Source organism: Pseudomonas sp. GW821-FHT02H06, from assembly GCF_059421525.1.
In genome coordinates, this window is record NZ_JBWKVD010000012.1 from 100,586 (window position 1) to 116,448 (window position 15,863).

The 15,863-nt window shown below is 62.4% G+C and carries 14 protein-coding genes; 6 read left to right on the forward strand and 8 right to left on the reverse strand.

All coding sequences use genetic code 11. The annotated features are described in order from the left end of the window. Positions 1-84 precede the first annotated feature (84 nt). Positions 85-312: a hypothetical protein gene (locus AC07VF_RS19210; protein ID WP_495008022.1), complete on the reverse strand. Its 228-nt coding sequence runs from the start codon at positions 310-312 to the stop codon at positions 85-87. 468 nt (positions 313-780) lie between these two features. Between AC07VF_RS19210 and AC07VF_RS19215 the strand changes: the two genes are divergently transcribed. After that, positions 781-3,522 (forward strand): beta-glucosidase, encoded by a 2,742-nt coding sequence (locus tag AC07VF_RS19215; RefSeq protein ID WP_495008023.1) that lies wholly within the window; start codon positions 781-783, stop codon positions 3,520-3,522. A gap of 143 nt (positions 3,523-3,665) precedes the next feature. Here the strand turns inward: AC07VF_RS19215 and AC07VF_RS19220 are convergent, their stop codons facing one another. Continuing rightward, positions 3,666-4,292 (reverse strand): TetR/AcrR family transcriptional regulator, encoded by a 627-nt coding sequence (locus AC07VF_RS19220; RefSeq protein ID WP_192173603.1) that lies wholly within the window; start codon positions 4,290-4,292, stop codon positions 3,666-3,668. A gap of 290 nt (positions 4,293-4,582) precedes the next feature. Here AC07VF_RS19220 and AC07VF_RS19225 point away from each other — a divergent pair, with 290 nt between their 5' ends. Then, positions 4,583-4,804: a hypothetical protein gene (locus tag AC07VF_RS19225; RefSeq protein ID WP_192173604.1), complete on the forward strand. Its 222-nt coding sequence runs from the start codon at positions 4,583-4,585 to the stop codon at positions 4,802-4,804. Between the two features lie 47 nt (positions 4,805-4,851). On the opposite strand, the gene AC07VF_RS19230 is transcribed toward AC07VF_RS19225, so the two are convergent. The 6 genes from AC07VF_RS19230 to AC07VF_RS19255 form a co-directional block, all read right to left on the reverse strand. Then, the gene (locus AC07VF_RS19230) at positions 4,852-4,992 is read right to left on the reverse strand and encodes a DUF2256 domain-containing protein (RefSeq protein ID WP_192173605.1); all 141 of its coding nucleotides are present in this window, start codon (positions 4,990-4,992) and stop codon (positions 4,852-4,854) included. Beyond that, positions 4,989-6,527, reverse strand: coding sequence for a cryptochrome/photolyase family protein (locus tag AC07VF_RS19235; RefSeq protein ID WP_495008024.1), 1,539 nt, complete (start codon positions 6,525-6,527; stop codon positions 4,989-4,991). Before AC07VF_RS19235 ends, AC07VF_RS19230 begins: the two co-directional genes overlap by 4 nt. A 147-nt stretch (positions 6,528-6,674) precedes the next feature. Beyond that, entirely contained in the window at positions 6,675-6,980 is a 306-nt protein-coding gene (locus AC07VF_RS19240) for a protealysin inhibitor emfourin (RefSeq protein WP_495008025.1), read from the reverse strand. A gap of 38 nt (positions 6,981-7,018) precedes the next feature. After that, complete coding sequence (locus tag AC07VF_RS19245) at positions 7,019-8,083, reverse strand: M4 family metallopeptidase (RefSeq protein WP_495008026.1); 1,065 nt, start codon at positions 8,081-8,083, stop codon at positions 7,019-7,021. Between the two features lie 980 nt (positions 8,084-9,063). Continuing rightward, on the reverse strand, positions 9,064-9,810 hold the full coding sequence (locus AC07VF_RS19250; protein ID WP_346629157.1) for a response regulator: 747 nt from the start codon (positions 9,808-9,810) through the stop codon (positions 9,064-9,066). Next, on the reverse strand, positions 9,795-11,081 hold the full coding sequence (locus tag AC07VF_RS19255; protein WP_495008027.1) for a GAF domain-containing sensor histidine kinase: 1,287 nt from the start codon (positions 11,079-11,081) through the stop codon (positions 9,795-9,797). Before AC07VF_RS19255 ends, AC07VF_RS19250 begins: the two co-directional genes overlap by 16 nt. A gap of 277 nt (positions 11,082-11,358) precedes the next feature. On the opposite strand from AC07VF_RS19255, the gene AC07VF_RS19260 reads away from it, so the two are divergent. From AC07VF_RS19260 to AC07VF_RS19275, 4 genes are read left to right on the forward strand one after another with little or no spacing between them, the layout of a single operon-like run. Then, positions 11,359-12,399, forward strand: coding sequence for an ABC transporter substrate-binding protein (locus AC07VF_RS19260; RefSeq protein ID WP_192173611.1), 1,041 nt, complete (start codon positions 11,359-11,361; stop codon positions 12,397-12,399). A 59-nt stretch (positions 12,400-12,458) separates the two neighbouring features. Next, on the forward strand, positions 12,459-13,916 hold the full coding sequence (locus AC07VF_RS19265) for a sugar ABC transporter ATP-binding protein (RefSeq protein WP_495008028.1): 1,458 nt from the start codon (positions 12,459-12,461) through the stop codon (positions 13,914-13,916). Beyond that, complete coding sequence (locus AC07VF_RS19270) at positions 13,913-14,902, forward strand: ABC transporter permease (protein WP_083233150.1); 990 nt, start codon at positions 13,913-13,915, stop codon at positions 14,900-14,902. The genes AC07VF_RS19265 and AC07VF_RS19270 overlap by 4 nt, the downstream gene beginning before the upstream one ends. Next, positions 14,899-15,855 (forward strand): ABC transporter permease, encoded by a 957-nt coding sequence (locus AC07VF_RS19275; RefSeq protein ID WP_282373469.1) that lies wholly within the window; start codon positions 14,899-14,901, stop codon positions 15,853-15,855. The genes AC07VF_RS19270 and AC07VF_RS19275 overlap by 4 nt, the downstream gene beginning before the upstream one ends. Positions 15,856-15,863 lie beyond the last annotated feature (8 nt).

Here is a 15,863-nt window from a genome sequence, read left to right on the forward strand (position 1 = left end):
GGGGATTCAAATAAGTGAGGCCTCTGACGAGACCTCGGGGTGATGTATAAACAGCCGTAATAAAACAGTAACTAACGGAGTGCGTTAGTTTGTCGCAGACGACGTATTAGCGGTCGGACGGCCACGCTTGTTTTCATCAGCCTGATTCTGTTTGGTGGCTTTCACGGTGGTGGCATCTTTTCGTGTTTGCGTCATGACAGTGGAATCTGCTGCGCCGGAAACAGTTTCCTGAGTATCGGAGTCAGCGGCCATTGTTGCAGTTGCAAACGACAGGGTCAGTGCAGCGATGGCGCCCAGTACTGGCAGTTTCATGTGATGTTTCTCCAATGTTTGTCATGTGTTTGAAATGATCGCAACGCTGGCTTCAGCGTGGGCCCACCGCTCGTTTCAGGGGTGAAACCCAGTGTTTACGGGGTTTCAGGCAGTGAGCGGTGAAAATTGCTAAACCTACAGACCTGTAGGTTTAGCAAGAGTTCAGATGATGTATCAAAAAATGTCGAGTTTGTTGAAGATTGATTTTTTTGTTTGACATCAATTGAAAACAATTGCCTTAATTTAAACGTCTCGGGCAACGCTCGTGCAGTTCGGTGGCTCATCGCCATTAACGTTAGTTACAGAAGATCAAATTGCCCACACTCATCGTCACGTTGTAACGCCACTTTCCCGTTCACCGATGTTCTTTCGAGAACTTCGGTATAGGCCGAGTCATGCCTGAATTAAAGGCTTGTGGCGTGTCAACTGCGACAAATGAGCGCGGGTGATACTTGGAGAGCGTCCCCTATGCGAAACCGTAAAACTTTCGGTGCCCACTCGGCACTGGCTTTGTTGAGCCTGGCTATCTGCCACGCCAACGCAGCCGACACCACGACCCAAGAGCAACTGGCGGCCAAGGAACTGCGCGCTGACAAAGCGGCAGAAAAAACCCTGGCGAAGATGACTCAGGAAGAAAAGCTGGCCTACATCGGCGGCATCGGTGGTTGGGACGTCAAGCCGCTGACCCAGTACGGCGTGCCACAGATCCACGGCGCCGACGGTGGCGCGGGCATCCGTTACACCAGCGAAGGCAACGATCCGGGCGTGGTCTATCCGTCCGGCCCGAACCTGGCGGCCACCTTCAACCCGCGTCGCGCCATTGATTTCGGCCGCGCCCTGGGCTACGACACTGCCAGCGGCGGCTACCAGTTCGTCACCGGTCCAGGCATGAACCTGTACCGCATGCCGTGGAGCGGCCGTGCCTTCGAATACCTCTCCGGTGAAGACCCGTTCCTCGGCGCAAGCCTGGGCCCTGCGGTCATCAACGGTATCCAGCAGCGTCGCGTCTGGGCGGAAGCCAAGCACTACGCCGGTAACGACCAGGAAACCAACCGCTTCATCCTCAACCAGGTCATGCCTGAGCGCGTTCTGCGCGAGATGACCCTGCCGCCGTTCGAGTCCGCGACCAAAAACGGCACCGTGGCGATGATGATGTGCTCGTTCCAGAAAGTGAACGGCGAGTACGCCTGCGAGAACAAGCACCTGATCGCCGACATCCTGAAGAAGGAATGGGGCTTCAAGGGCCTGGTGCAGAGTGACTACAACGCCGTCGTCCACGGTCTGCCAGCGGCACAAGCCGGCACCGACCTGGACATGATGGGCGGCCAGATGAACAGCAAGGTGCTCAAGCCTTACCTGGACAGTGGCGAGCTGGACATGGCGACCATCGACGACAAGGTCCGCCGCATCCTGAAGAACATCTACCTGTATCAGTTCGACAAGTTTGCACCGCTGACCACGCACAACATGAACAGCGCCACCAGCAACAAGGTCGCTCTGAACATCGCTCGCGAAGGCATCGTGCTGCTGAAAAACCAGGGCGACGTGCTGCCACTGGACAAGAACAAGGTCAAGCGCATCGCCGTCGTTGGCGATCTGGCCAAGTACGCGCCGCCGACCGGTTTCGGCAGTGCTCACGTTGACGCCACCCGTTACATCAGCGAGCTGAGCGGTCTGCGTCAGATCGCCCCGGGCGCTCAGGTCGAGTTCCTCGACACGCTGTCCCTCGATCCAACGGCCATGCACTGGACCACCACCGACAGCAAAGGCAACAGCGTCGCTGGCATGAAGACCGAGTACTTCAACAACGCCACCTGGTCCGGCGACCCGTCGGCCACCCAGATCGACACCTACGTCAACCTGGACTGGTCCACCGACAGCGTGCCGAGCAACGGCGACACCGCCAATACCTCTATTCGCTGGAGCGGTCAGGTCACCCCGACCATCAGCGGCGACCAGGTCTTCAAAGTCCGTGCCGACGGCGCCGTGCGTCTGTGGGTCAACGGCGAGAAGATCATCGACAACGGCGACGGTGAGAACATCACCAACAAGAGCATTCCGCCAACCATCCCTGTTTCCGGCAAGATCAAGCTGGAAGCCGGCAAGGCTTACGACGTGAAGCTTGAGTACTCGCGCCGTGACGGTTACCTGTCGACCATGGGCGGCCTGGTGGGCGTGCAGATGTCGACCGCTTCGCTGACCGCACCTTCCGACCTGTCGCAATACGACGCGGTCGTGGTTGCCGTGGGTAACAGCGCCGAATACGAAGGTGAAGGTTTCGACCACAGCTTCGATCTGCCTGAGTACCAGAACGAGCTGATCCAGAACATCGCCAAGGCCAACCCGAACACCGTGGTGACCATGCACGGCGGTACCGCGCTGAAAATGAGCGACTGGATCGACCAGGTGCCGGCTGCGCTGCACGCGTTCTACCCGGGTCAGAACGGCGGTCAGGCCCTGGCCGAGATTCTGTTCGGCAAGGTCAACCCGTCGGGCAAACTGCCGATCAGTATCGAGCGCAACATCGAAGACAATCCGCTGTACAAGGATTTCCCGGCCTTCGATAACACACGCACCAAGGTCAAGGAAATCACCTACGCCCACGACCTGACCATGCTCGGCTACCGTGGCTACGACAAGACCAACACCAAACCGCTGTTCGCGTTCGGTCACGGCCTGTCGTACACCCAGTTCACCTACAACAACATCTCGGTCACCCCGGGCGTTGCAGTGGGCAACACGCCGATCAAGGTCTCGTTCGACCTGACCAACAGCGGCAAGCGTGCCGGTTCCGAAGTCGCCGAGCTGTACGTCGGCCAGCAGAACCCGAAAGTCGAACGCGCCGTCAAAGAGCTGAAAGGCTACAAGAAGGTCTTCCTGCAGCCGGGCGAAACCCGTCACGTCACCATCGAACTGAACGATCGTTCGCTGGCGTACTTCGACGAGGCAAGCAAGCAGTGGGTGATCGATGCAGACACCTTCAACATCAGCCTGGGCGCGGCTTCGGACGACATCCGTCTGAACGCCAAGCTGGTCAACCCGTTCCGTCAGGAACTGTCGACCACCACCAGCAACCCGCTGCCACGTTCGGCGCTGAACTCGGTCAAAGTGACCCTGCCAGCGGTGAAGACCGGCGGTGTGCTTGATCAGACCGAAGACACCGACGCAGCCAATGGCAACACGGACTACGACGGCAACACCGAGTACTGATTGATCGCAACGGGAAAGGGCTGAGCAACAGGTCGGCGCCGGGGACTTGATCCCGGCGCTGGCTGAGGCCTGAACCCGAGTGACAACCTGAGCTTGAGAAACAGAGAATGAGGCGATCCGGCCAGCCCGGATCGCCTCATTTTTTATGCGCGGATATCGCGCTCGACCTGTGCCATGTAACTGTCGAAACGCTGCACCAGATCCACCGTCTCGGGGAAGCGCAGCCATTGCAGCTGCAGCCCGTCCATCATCGCCAGTATCTGGTGAACGATCGCGTCCAGATCCACATCCCCACGCACTTCGCCGGTGGCCACCAGATGGTCGAGCCGTGCGCGCATGCGTCCGTGAATCGTCACGTAGCGGGACTGAAACCATTCCCACCCCGGATGGCTGTCCACCAGGCTTTCGGCGTTCAGCATGCTGAACGCGCGGATCACGCCGGGTGCCGTCGCGTTGGAACGGTTGATCTGCCGAAGGCCGCTGACGAAGCCCTGCAGCGTCGGCTCGCTGTGCAGGCTGCTGATCACTTTGTGGTTGACCTCGTCGCGACGGGCGAGCACGCCCATCAGCAGGGCGACCTTGTTCGGGAAGTGATGCAGCACGCCCGCTACCGAGATGCCGACAATGTCGGCGATGCGGGCAATGGAGGCGCCGGTGTAGCCCTCCAGCGAAAACAATTGCAGCGCAGCGTCGAGCAGCTCTTCGCGGCGCTTTTCACCCTTGGGGGCGCGACGGGTGCGGGGGAGTGTGTCTGACGTATTTCCTGTCATCGGGTTTACCTGGCGTCTCCATGATTTGCAGGTGTCTGGGCGTTTCGGCAGGCCTGTCCCGACGCCGGAGTGCGAGGGCGCAACGGGCAGAACGGGCGCGGCAAGTCGTCGCGGGTGCTGAAACGGCACGCTCTGTTTAAGGGCGCGACCGGGTTTTGGCAAGCGAAAACTGATATTCAGGACCGTCGGCAGGCGGGTGCCACCGTTCGGGTGAGCCCTGTCCAGAAAGTGGGAACTCCCGCCGCGCGTGCCTCTCCTTTGAAGTAACTGACATGCAAGGAGGATCCACTGTGAACGAACAAGCCAATCCGGGAATTGCCTATCTGATCGAATGCGCGGAGGAGACGACGATTGATTCGCGGCTGTTTGCCATTTACGAAGCCCTGGCCGAAGCGGGCGGGCTGATCCCGCAGGAATACTTGATCAAGGTGGCCCGCGAGACCACCGCAGGCCCCAAACAGCAGTTGTTGATTAGGCTGATCGGCAGAGCCAGTCGCGCCCAGGTCCACTGATCAGGCGCGGCCCCCCGTATTGGCCCTCTGACGCCGATTGAACCCTTTCACGACCCGGAGCGCTTGCCCCGTCGGCAACGCTCCGAGCAGTAACGCACCTCGTCCCAGCAGCGCGCCCATTTCTTCCGCCAGGTGAACGGCAGCCCGCACACCACGCAGGTCTTTACCGGCAGCTCGCTCTTCTTCAAATCGCCTCTCCGGCGTCGAGCTTGCCCAGCAGGGACTCGCCCCTTTGCCACAGCGCGTCCTGCTTTGCTTCAGTCATCCGGTCGAGGTTCTTGTAAACCATGCCCATCCGTTGATTGGCGCGCAGCAGGTTGCTGTGGCGCATCACGAAATGCCAGTACAGCGAGTTGAAAGGGCAGGCGTCCTCCGTCGTGCTTTCCTTGACCTTGTACGCGCAGCTGCCGCAGTAATCGGACATCCGCTTGATGTACTGGCCGCTGGCGCAATAGGGCTTGGAACCCAGGTAACCGCCGTCGGCGTGCATGACCATGCCGAGGGTGTTGGGCAACTCGACCCAGTCGAAGGCGTCCATGTAAATCGCCAGGTACCACTCGCAGATCTCTTTGGGCGCGATGCCGGCCAGCAGGGCGAAGTTGCCGGTGACCATCAGCCGCTGAATGTGATGAGCGTAGGCGTGTTCAAGGCTCTGGCCGATGGCCTGGCTCATGCAGTTCATCTTGGTCTGCCCGGTCCAGTAGACCTCCGGCAGCGCCCGGTTATTGCCGAATGAGTTGCCCTCGGCGTAATCCGGCATCTTCAGCCAGTAAACGCCGCGCACGTATTCCCGCCAGCCGATCAGTTGGCGGATGAAGCCCTCCGCCGCGTTCAACGCGACACCTCCCGACCAGTAGGCCGACTCGACGTCGCTGCACAGCTGGCGCAGATCCAGCAGGCCGATGTTCAGCGCCGCACTGATGCGCGCATGGAAGAGGAAGGGCTCGTCCATGGCCATGGCGTCCTGATAGTCGCCGAAGGCCGCCAGCCCATAATCGAGAAAGTACTGCCACAGCGCCTGGGCGTCGGCGTGGGTTACCGGGTAGTCAAAATTGTCCAGAGAGCCGTAGTGACTGGCGAATCGCTCACGCACCAGTTCCAGCACGTCGCGGGTGATGGCGTCCGGTGCGAAGCGCGCCGGGTAGGGCGCCGAGACCCGCTTCGGCAGCGCCTTGCGGTTTTCCGCGTCGAAGTTCCAGGCACCGCCTACGGGCGTGCCGTCGCTGTTGAGCAGCAGGCGCTGCTTGCGGCGCATCTCGCGGTAGAAGAATTCCATGCGCAGCTGGATCTTGCCGCTGGCCCATTTGGCAAACTCTTCGCGGGAGCACAGAAAGCGCGTGTCGCTGTGCCAGACCAGCGGCAGGGCGCATTCCCTTATGGACTGCTCCAGACGCCAGTCGCCGCATTCGGTGGCGTGGACTTCTTCGGCCTGCAAGGACGCATGCCAGAGCTGCAATTCAGTCGGCACCGAGCCGGTGTTCAGCGGGTCGTCCAGCGTCACGTACTGAACGATGATGCCGCGCTCCTGCAGCGCCTGGGCGAAATGGCGCATGGCGCTGAAGATCAGGGCGATCTTTTGCGGGTGATGGGCGACGTGGGTGGCTTCTTCCATGACCTCGACCATCAGCACGGCGTCGCGCTCGGCGTCGAGTTCGGCGAGGCAGGCCAGGTCGAAGGACAGCTGATCGCCGAGGACCAGGCACAGGCGGCGGACAGGCATCATCGATGGGCACCGCGTGACGCGTCGGCACTGCGGGCTGTTGGCGTAAATCGACGGAGGACAGATGAGAGAAGGTTGGGCACAGGATTCCTGAAGAGCAGGGAGTAATGGCGCCGAGCATAGCGGTTTGCCCGGCGCGCGGTCATGGGGCTAGCCGGACACGTGGCGCCGGACATACTGCATCAGGCCCTGCAACGGACCGGATTCCACCGGAGCGGGAACGCAGACTGTGCGCTCCCGGTCGCCTTCGCTGATGGTCAGCGTGTAATGCTGCATCCCGCGCAGCGCACGGGCGGGGTGTCGACCTTCCGGCAATGCGAAGAATTTGGACGCGTCGACCAGTTGTCGCAACTCCTTCTGGTCGCCCTCCGGCAGGGCGTCCACTTCAATGGTATTGGGCTTGTTCAAGCCCGGAAAATAGGCGACCCCGCCGCTTTCGCTGAATGAGATACGCATGTGGGTGGCTCCTTCTTTTGCCAGATGGCCATGGCGGATCATTGCGCATTGATGCCCACGGCCGCCCAACCTTCTTTTACCGCGATTTGGGCTTCCTCGCCTACACCGTACAGCCGACCGGCCACATCGTGGGTGATCCGCGCAAAGCGCACGAAGCCGGCATTGGGTCGCAAACGTGAATCGCGCAACGCGTCGTACCAGATGCGCCCGGCCTTTTCCCAGGCATGGCCGCCAATGCGCGTCGCCACTTGATAAAACGCATGGTTGGGGATGCCCGAGTTGATGTGCACGCCGCCGTTGTCGTCGTAGGTGTGGACGAAGTCGTCCATGTGACCCGGTTGCGGGTCCTTGCCCAGCACCTTGTCATCGAACGCAGTGCCGGGGGCTTTCATCGAGCGCAGGGCGCTGCCGGTGATCTTGTCGGTGAACAGGCCTTCGCCGATCAGCCAGCTGGCCTGCTTGGCGGTTTGTTTCAGGGCGTACTGCTTGATCAGCGAGCCGAACACGTCGGACATCGATTCGTTCAGCGCGCCGGCCTGGTTGAAGTAAACGAGCCCGGCTTCGTCTTCGGTGACGCCGTGGGCCAGTTCGTGGCCGATGACGTCTCGGGCGATAGTGAAGCGGTTGAACAGTGACTGGTCGCCGTCGCCGAAGACCATCTGCGCGGAGTTCCAGAAGGCGTTGTTGTAGCCCTTGCCGAAGTGCACGGTGGCGTCGAGGGCCATGCCGGCGTCGTCGATGGAGTTGCGGTCGAAGACGTCGAAGAAGAAGTCGAAGGTGGCGCCGAGGCCGTCGTAGGCTTCGTCGACGGCGATGTCGCCGCTGACGGGCTGGCCTTCGCCGCGGACGAGGGTGCCGGGCAGGGTTTCGCCGCCGTCGGCGGTGTAGATGGAGCGTCGTTTGCCGGTGGGGGCTACGGCGGCGAGGTGAACGAGGCGTCGATCGGGTTGTGCGCTGAGGCGCAGGGAGCGGAAGGTGTTGTCTTTGGCGCGCGTGCGCAGGGCCGCTTCGCGCTGGGCTTTGTTGCCGTTGCGGGCGATCTGGTCGAGCAGGTACGGGGGGATGAGGCAGAGGATGGGGTTACGGGTGTGGTTCCTGCACATGGGCAATGCTCCTTTTCGATTAAGCGACGCGTCGCGGTCTTGCTTTAATCGACAAGCCAGGGGGATCTCGCGTTCCCCACCTGCATTTAGTGGGACCGGCTTCAGCCGGGAAGAGCGTCTGCCTAACGGCAGACATTTCGCCTTCGGCGAGTTACTTGGAAAAGCACCCCAAGTAACCAAGGGTGCCTGCTCCTGGCTTGGTTCCTCCTACGTCGGAATACCCTCACTCCGACGACGCTCCGTGGGCCCGCGCCGAACGGACATCCATGTCCTGACGGCGCTCTCGCCGCATCCATGCGGCTCGACCCACTGCGCGTCGTCTACGTTCGGCCAGCGCCCAAGTCGCGATTGGCGGTGACTGGACTTTTTGCGTAGGAAGATCAAGAGCAGATCAAGAGCAGATCAAAAGCAGATCAAAAGCAGATCGAGGACAGAGCAAACGCTAAGGACTTGTGGGAGTGAGCTTGCTCACGAAGGGGGCGGTACATCCGACAGATATCTGGTGTTTGTGATACCGCATTCGCGAGCAAGCTCGCTTCCACAAGGAGGGGGACTGTCAGCAAAAATGTCGGCGCCTGAGCGGGCCTCTTCCCGGCTAAAGCCGGTCCCACTAAAAGCACCGCATACACCCTGTGGAATCGCCTCCGACTGTAGCACCGGCTTCAGCCGGAAAGCCGTTGATCTGCTTTAAAGCGCTTTTGATCTTCGTACACAAAAATTCCAGTCACCGCAAAACGCGACTTTGGTGCAGGCTGAACGCAGGTTTCGCGGAGTGGGCCGAGCCGCATGGATGCGGCGAGAGCGCCGTCAGGACAGGGATGTCCGTTCGGCGCGGGCCCACGGAGCGGGACCGGAGTGAAGGAACCCCGACGCAGGAGGGGCCCAACCAGGAGCACAAGCCCTTGGTTACTTGGGGCTTTATCAAGTAACTCGCCGAAGGCGAAACAGTCTGCCCCCAGGCAGACGCTCTTGATCTCCCCTCAGTCCCCTCCAAACCGATGCCGTGCCGGGTTTTTCAGCCACAGTTGCAGTTCGGCTTCGGCCTGTTCCAGCGCCGTGCGGTTGAGCAGGCGGCGGAGCAGGGCGACGTTGACGGCGCGGGCGCGGAGGTTGAAGGCGGTGCTGCGTTCGCCGGCCGCATCGGGCTGGTAAACGCCGAGCTTTTCGTACAGCTGCTGCAGCCGGTTCTGCACGCTGCGCAGCGACAGGTTGCGGCGGGTGGCGATGGTGCGGTCGGTGAGGCCTAAGGCGATGTCCTGCAGCACTTCGTATTCGCCATCACTCAGCCCGGACAACTGATCGTGGGCCTTGAGCTGCACGCCGCGAATCTCGCGGTCGATCACGCACTGCTGCTCGATGAACAGCCCCCGCAAGGCCAGTCGCAAGCGCTCTTCCGAGGCCGTCTTGAGGATGTAACCGTAGGCCGCCCCCTGGGGCACGATCCGCGCGATGCCCCGCACGTAGGCCTCGTCCGAGTAATTCGACCAGAACAGAATCGACGTGTCCGGCTGCTGCCGCCAGATCGTCTTGGCCGCTTCGACGCCGGTGCGGCACGGCATCTGCAGGTCCATCACCACGGCATCCACCGGGCTCTCGCTGAACAACCGCTCGCCGATCTGGCCGTCTTCGGCCTCCAGTAAACGCGTGCATTCCGGCAGGGCCACTTCGATGACTTCGCGCAGGAACGCCCGGTGCACCGGGTCGTCTTCGATCAACAGGATTTGCATGGCACCTCCGTTTCAACGGACGGCGCAGGCTCAACGATAAGCGGCAGATCCGCCAGCGGCAGGCACACCCGGACCCGGGTGCCGCGCTCATAGGGCCCGCGTTCGATAAACAACTGCGCCGCCATCAGTTGCGCGCGCACCTGCATGTTCTGAATGCCGCCGCTGTTGAACCGGTGGCCGACGTCCAGCCCAATGCCGTCATCGTCGACGGTCAGCTGCAACAGGGCGCCTGTGTGGCTGATGTGGATGACAATGCTGTCCGGCATGGCGTGCTTGATCGCGTTGTTCACCGCTTCCTGAATGATGCGGAACACCGCGACCTTCACCGACTCCGGCAAGCGATCGCCCATGCCGTCGGTGCTGTCCTGCAGACGCGTTTCGATGCTCAGGCCGCTGTCTCGAACGCTGCGCCGCAACAGGTCTTCGACGCCCTCTTCGAAGCCGAACAACTGCAGCACCGTCGGCTTCACTGCATCGATCAGTTGCCGCAACTCCTGCATGCTGTCCTTGAGCGAGCAGGCGATGCCGCGCAAGTCCTCGCCCGGCACGCTGGGCAGGGTTTGCAGGCGGGCGATGCGCCGGTGCAGGCGGGTCATGTCGGCGAGGGTCTGGTCGTGCAAGTCCATGCCGACCCGTTGCCGTTCACGCTCCAGTTCCTCGGTCAGGCGCAGCGCGCCCTGGCGCAGGCCTTCTTCTCGGGCACGCACCTGGGCTTCGGCGATGGCCAGTTGTTTGGCCTGTTCGGTCTGGCGCAGGGCGTACACGTACGAGGCCAGCAGATCGGCGACGTGCTGGGTGTGGCGCACGTCATCCAGGGTGTAGAAATGCTCGGTGTGTTTCGAGCAGCTCAGCGCACCGATGATTTCACCCCGGGCGCGCAAGGGCACGTGCAGGCGACTGCGCAGGCGGGCGTCGAAAATAGGGTGGTTGGCGGCGCCGGGGAAGGCGAAACGTGCGTCGTTCATGGCGTCGTGGGTCAGCAGAAACGCCTGCTCGCCCAACAGCACCGCTCGAATGGGGCTGGTGTGCACCGGCATCGGTTGAGCGACATCGCCCCACAGCGTGTGCACGCCGCTTTCATAGGTGATGTGCTCGCGGCCGTCCAGGATAAACAGGCAGACGTCGAGGTGGTCGTGGGGCAGGATCGGGCTGATTTCCCGGGAGACGGCGTCGATCATCGACTGGAAATCCAGCTGGCCGGCGAGGGCGCGGGAAATACCGAGAAAATGGTGCAGCACGTCTTCGGCGAGGGTGTGCGGTCGCTGTGCCATGGGCTTCAACCTGTTTTTATTGTATGGATCGAGCGCTGTTTGCAAATCAACACTGTTTGTCAGTGAGCAGGGGGCAGCCCGGTCATTATGGCCCCTGTGCGCTAAAAAGAACGCTGGATCCTGCAGGTCGCTTGCGGGATCCCGCATCAGGTCTGCACGATTGACCACTGACGCTCCGCGCCGGCCAGTGCAGACTCGCCGCGTACTGTTCGTAATAAGGTGCAACCGACGCCGTCGGCCACCCTGCAGCCCCCATAAAAATAACAAGGGTTCAACTATGAAAAGTCGTCGTCATCCGCTACGCCGTTCATTGCTCTGCGCTGCACTGGCCGTGGCGCCCCTGATGGCCCTGCCCGTCGCATCCCACGCCGATACTTCTGACAAGAAGATCGCGCTCTCCAACAATTACGCCGGCAACTCCTGGCGCCAGCTGATGCTCGCCAGCTGGCAGCAGACCACTGACAAAGCCGTCAAGGATGGCCTGATCGCGTCGGCTGACAGTTTCACCACGGCGGAAAACCAGGCCACCGAGCAAGCCGCGCAAATCCAGAACCTGATCCTTCAGGGCTATGACGCCATCGTCATCAATGCCTCGTCGCCGACCGCGCTCAACGGCGCGGTGAAACAGGCCTGCGACGCCGGCATCATCGTCGTCTCCTTCGACGGCACCGTCTCCGAGCCTTGCGCCTACCGCATCTCCATGGACTTCAAACAGACCGGCATCGAGCAGATGGACTACCTGTCCGAGCGCTTCCCCCAGGGCGGCAACGTCCTGGAAGTGCGCGGCCTGGCCGGCGTGTCGGTGGACGAGCGTATCCACTCCGGCATCACCGCCGGCGCGCAGAAGCACCCGAACCTGAAAGTGATTGGCGAAGTGAACGGCAACTGGTCACCGACCGTGGCTCAGAAAGCCGTTTCCGGCGTGCTGCCGAGCCTGCCGAAAGTCGACGCCGTGGTGACCCAGGGCGGTGAAGGCGTCGGCATTGCCCAGGCCTTCGTCGCGGCAGGCCGTCCGTTGCCGGCGATCATCTTCGGCAACCGCGAAGAAGAACTGACCTGGTGGAAAAAGCAAAGCGACGCCCAGGGCTATCAGAGCTTCTCGATCAGCAGCGGGCCGAGCATTTCCAGCCTGGCGTTCTATGTCGCGCAGCAGTTGCTCGACGGCAAGCAGATGCCCCATGACCTGCTGTCGCCAGCGGTCACCGTCACCCAGCAGACCCTCGACGCCAGCCTGAAGGACTTGCCCAAGGGCGGAATCGTCAGCGAGACCTACAGCGTCGACGACGTCGCCAAGCTCAAGCCCGCCGCTTCCCTGTGAGCTTTTCCATTTGAGCACCGCGGGCCGCGCTGCCTGCGGCCCGCCAAGGAATTCTGACCATGAACGCAAATGGACCTGTGCGGGTGGCCTTCGTCGGCGCCGGTAAATCGTTCGGCGCCGTGCGTGCCCTGAGTGACGTCGACCTGAACGTGCGCGCCGGCGAGTGCCTGGGCCTGATCGGCCACAACGGCGCGGGCAAATCGACCCTGATGCAAGTGCTCGCCGGCACCCTGGCCGCCGATTGCGGCCAGTTACTGATCGAAGGCCGCGACCTGCGCGAAGGCTATTCGGTACAAGTGGCGCGTCAGCACGGCATTCGCTGCGTGTTCCAGGAACTGTCGCTGTGCCCGAACCTCAACGTGGCAGAGAACACCCGGCTGATGTCGTCGGCTCTGCGCGGCTTCGGCTGGCGGCGTCGGGCCGGTGCGCTGATCGAAGCGATGCTCGAGCAGATTTTCCCCGGTCACGGCATCGACGCCGATGACATCGTCGCTGACCTGTCCATCGGCAAGCGGCAGATGGTGGAAATCGCCCGGGCGTTCATCAACGTCGATGAGCGCCTTGATCTGATCATCCTCGACGAACCCACCTCGTCCCTCGACGCGCGGGTCGCCGAGCAGCTGTTGCGCCATGTGCGGCGTTTCGTCGAGGGCGGCGGCAGCATCGTGCTGATCAGCCACATCCTCGGCGAAATGCTCGGCACCTGTGACCGCATCGCGGTGATGCGTGACGGCAGAATTGTTGAAACCCGAGCAGCGCAAGCCTTCACCCACGATTCGCTGGTGGAAGTCATGGGCGGCACGGCACGGGAACAAGCGCAGGCGACACAGGATTTCGCCTCCCGACGTGAGCAGGGCAGCCCGCGGGTGCAACAGCGTCCGGCGCGACAAACCGATGAGCGCTCGGTGCAGGCGTTTGCCGGGGAGATCGTCGGGCTGTCCGGGCTGGCCGGGCACGGCCAGAGCCAGTTGCTGACCCAAGTGCTGCGCGACTGCATCAAGCGCGGCACCGGCGCCAGTTTCGTCGCCGGCGACCGCCAGACCGACGGCGTGTTTGCGCTGTGGTCCATCGGCGAAAACATCACCATCGGCTCCCTCAACCAGCTCAAGCGCGGCCTGCTGTTGAACCCCGACGCCGAGCAGGCCATGGCCGATGACTGGATGAAGCGCATGAGCATTCGCACCCCGGACATGGGCAATCCGATCCTGTCGCTGTCCGGCGGCAACCAGCAAAAAGCCTTGTTTGCCCGGGCCCTGGCGTCTGACAGCCAGATCATCCTGATGGACGACCCCATGCGTGGCGTCGACGTCGGCACCAAGCGCGAGGTGTATTCGATTCTGATGGAGGAGGCGGCCCGCGGCCGCACGTTCATCTGGTACACCACCGAACTGGAAGAGCTGACCTATTGCGATCACGTGTATGTCTTCCGCGACGGCCAGACCGTGCTCGACATGCCGCGCAGTGAATTGAGCGAGGAGCGCATCCTGCGCAGCTCCTTCGCCGAGGAAACCCCATGAATGCCCCGTTGAATTCCGTTGCCCGCGCACCCGTCGCGACGCGCAACAACGCCGCACGCCGCGCCCGCATGCTCCGCGCTGCCTTGCCGGCGGTGTCGCTGGTGGTCTTGCTGGCGACCATTTTCATCATGCAACCCCGGGCCATGAGCTACATGGGCCTGAACCTGATGCTCAACCTGGCGGTGCCGATTGCCCTGGCAACCATCGCGCAGATGCTGATCATCAGCGTCAACGACCTTGATCTGTCCATGGGCAGCTTCATCAGCTTCGTCGCCTGCGTGGCCGTGACGCTGCTCGATCAACACCCGTTCCTCGGCTGGCTGGCGCTGGCCGGGTGCGTCGGTGTGTATGCGCTGCTCGGTGCGTTGATTCACAGCCGCAACCTGCCGTCGATTGTCGTCACCCTGGGCATGTCGTTCATCTGGGTGGGTGGCGCGATTCTGCTGTTGCCGTCACCGGGCGGGACGGCGCCGCAGTGGCTGCAAGCGCTGGTGCGGATCAAGCCACCGCTGATTCCGCTGGCGATTATCGTGTGCATCGTGCTCGGGCTGGCCATGCACTTTTTCCTGATGCGCTCCACCGTCGGTGTGGTGTTGCGCGGCGCTGGCGGCAATCCGCTGGCGATCGCCAAGGCCGGCTGGTCACTGCTGCGCATCAAAGTGGCGATGTACGCCATGGCCGGGGGCTTCGGCGTGTTGTCCGGGCTGTTTCTGGTGGGGCTGACCACCTCGGCCGACGCCAACGTGGCGTTGCGTTACACCCTGTTGTCCATCGCCGGAGTGATTCTTGGCGGCGGCGAATTCGTCGGCGGGCGCGTGTCACCCATGGGTGCTGTGCTTGGCGCGCTGACCCTGGTGCTGGCCGGTTCGCTGCTGTCGTTCATCCGCATCTCGCCTGACTGGCAGATCGGTGCTCAGGGCGCGATTCTGATTTTCGTGCTGGCGCTGCGTGCGGCGGTCAATCGTCTGGAGGTACGCCCGCTATGAGCACTTCAACTATTGCAGCGCTGCGCGGCAAGCCATGGCTGTGGTCATTCCTCGCCGCGTTATTGATCTGGGTGGCGACCCTGGTGTTCACCGGCGGGCAGGGCGCAGGCGCTTTACTGTCTGGCGCGCTGGCGTTCTCGACCTTCTTCGCGATCGTCGGCATCGGCCAGATGTTCGTCATCAGCACGGGGCCCGGCAACATCGACCTGTCGATCCCGGCCAACATCGCCCTCAGCGGCGCCCTGGGCATGAAGCTCATGGACGGCCAGGATGCGAACATCTGGCTGGGCGTGGTCGGCGTGCTGGGCATCGGTGTGCTGGTGGGCTGCGGCAATTTCGCGTTGATCCGCCTGCTGCGCATTCCGCCGATCATTGCGACCCTGTCGGCCAGCTTCATCCTGCAATCACTGGCCATCGCCTATGGCCGGAGCGTGCGGGTGCCGCCGCCGGACAGTTTCTACACCTTCGCCACCGGCCGCGTGTTCGGCGTGCCGTATCTGGCCCTCGTGGTGATCGCCGTGGCGGTGCTCATGGGCTACGTGCTGACCCGCACCCGCTACGGTCGCTCGGTGCTGGCCATCGGACAAAACGCCCGCGCCGCTGAACTGGCCGGCATCCGGGTTGGACGCATGCGCTTCGCCACCTACGTCCTCTGCGCCGTGTTCGGCAGCCTCTGCGGTCTGACCCTGGCCGGTTTTTCCGGCGGCGCGTCGCTGGGCATGGGCGAGGAATACCTGCTGGCCTCCATTGCCGTCGTGGTGATCGGCGGCACCTCCGTGGCCGGCGGGTTTTCCAACGTGCCGGGCATCTGGGGCGCGTCGCTGTTCCTTTACCTGCTGGTGAGCATGCTCAACACCTTCGGCGCCAGTGCCGGGGTGCGGCTGATCCTCACCGGCCTGATCATCATCGCGGTGATTACCGCTGTCAGCGGCCGCAAAAATGCCCGCGCCTGAATTAAGGA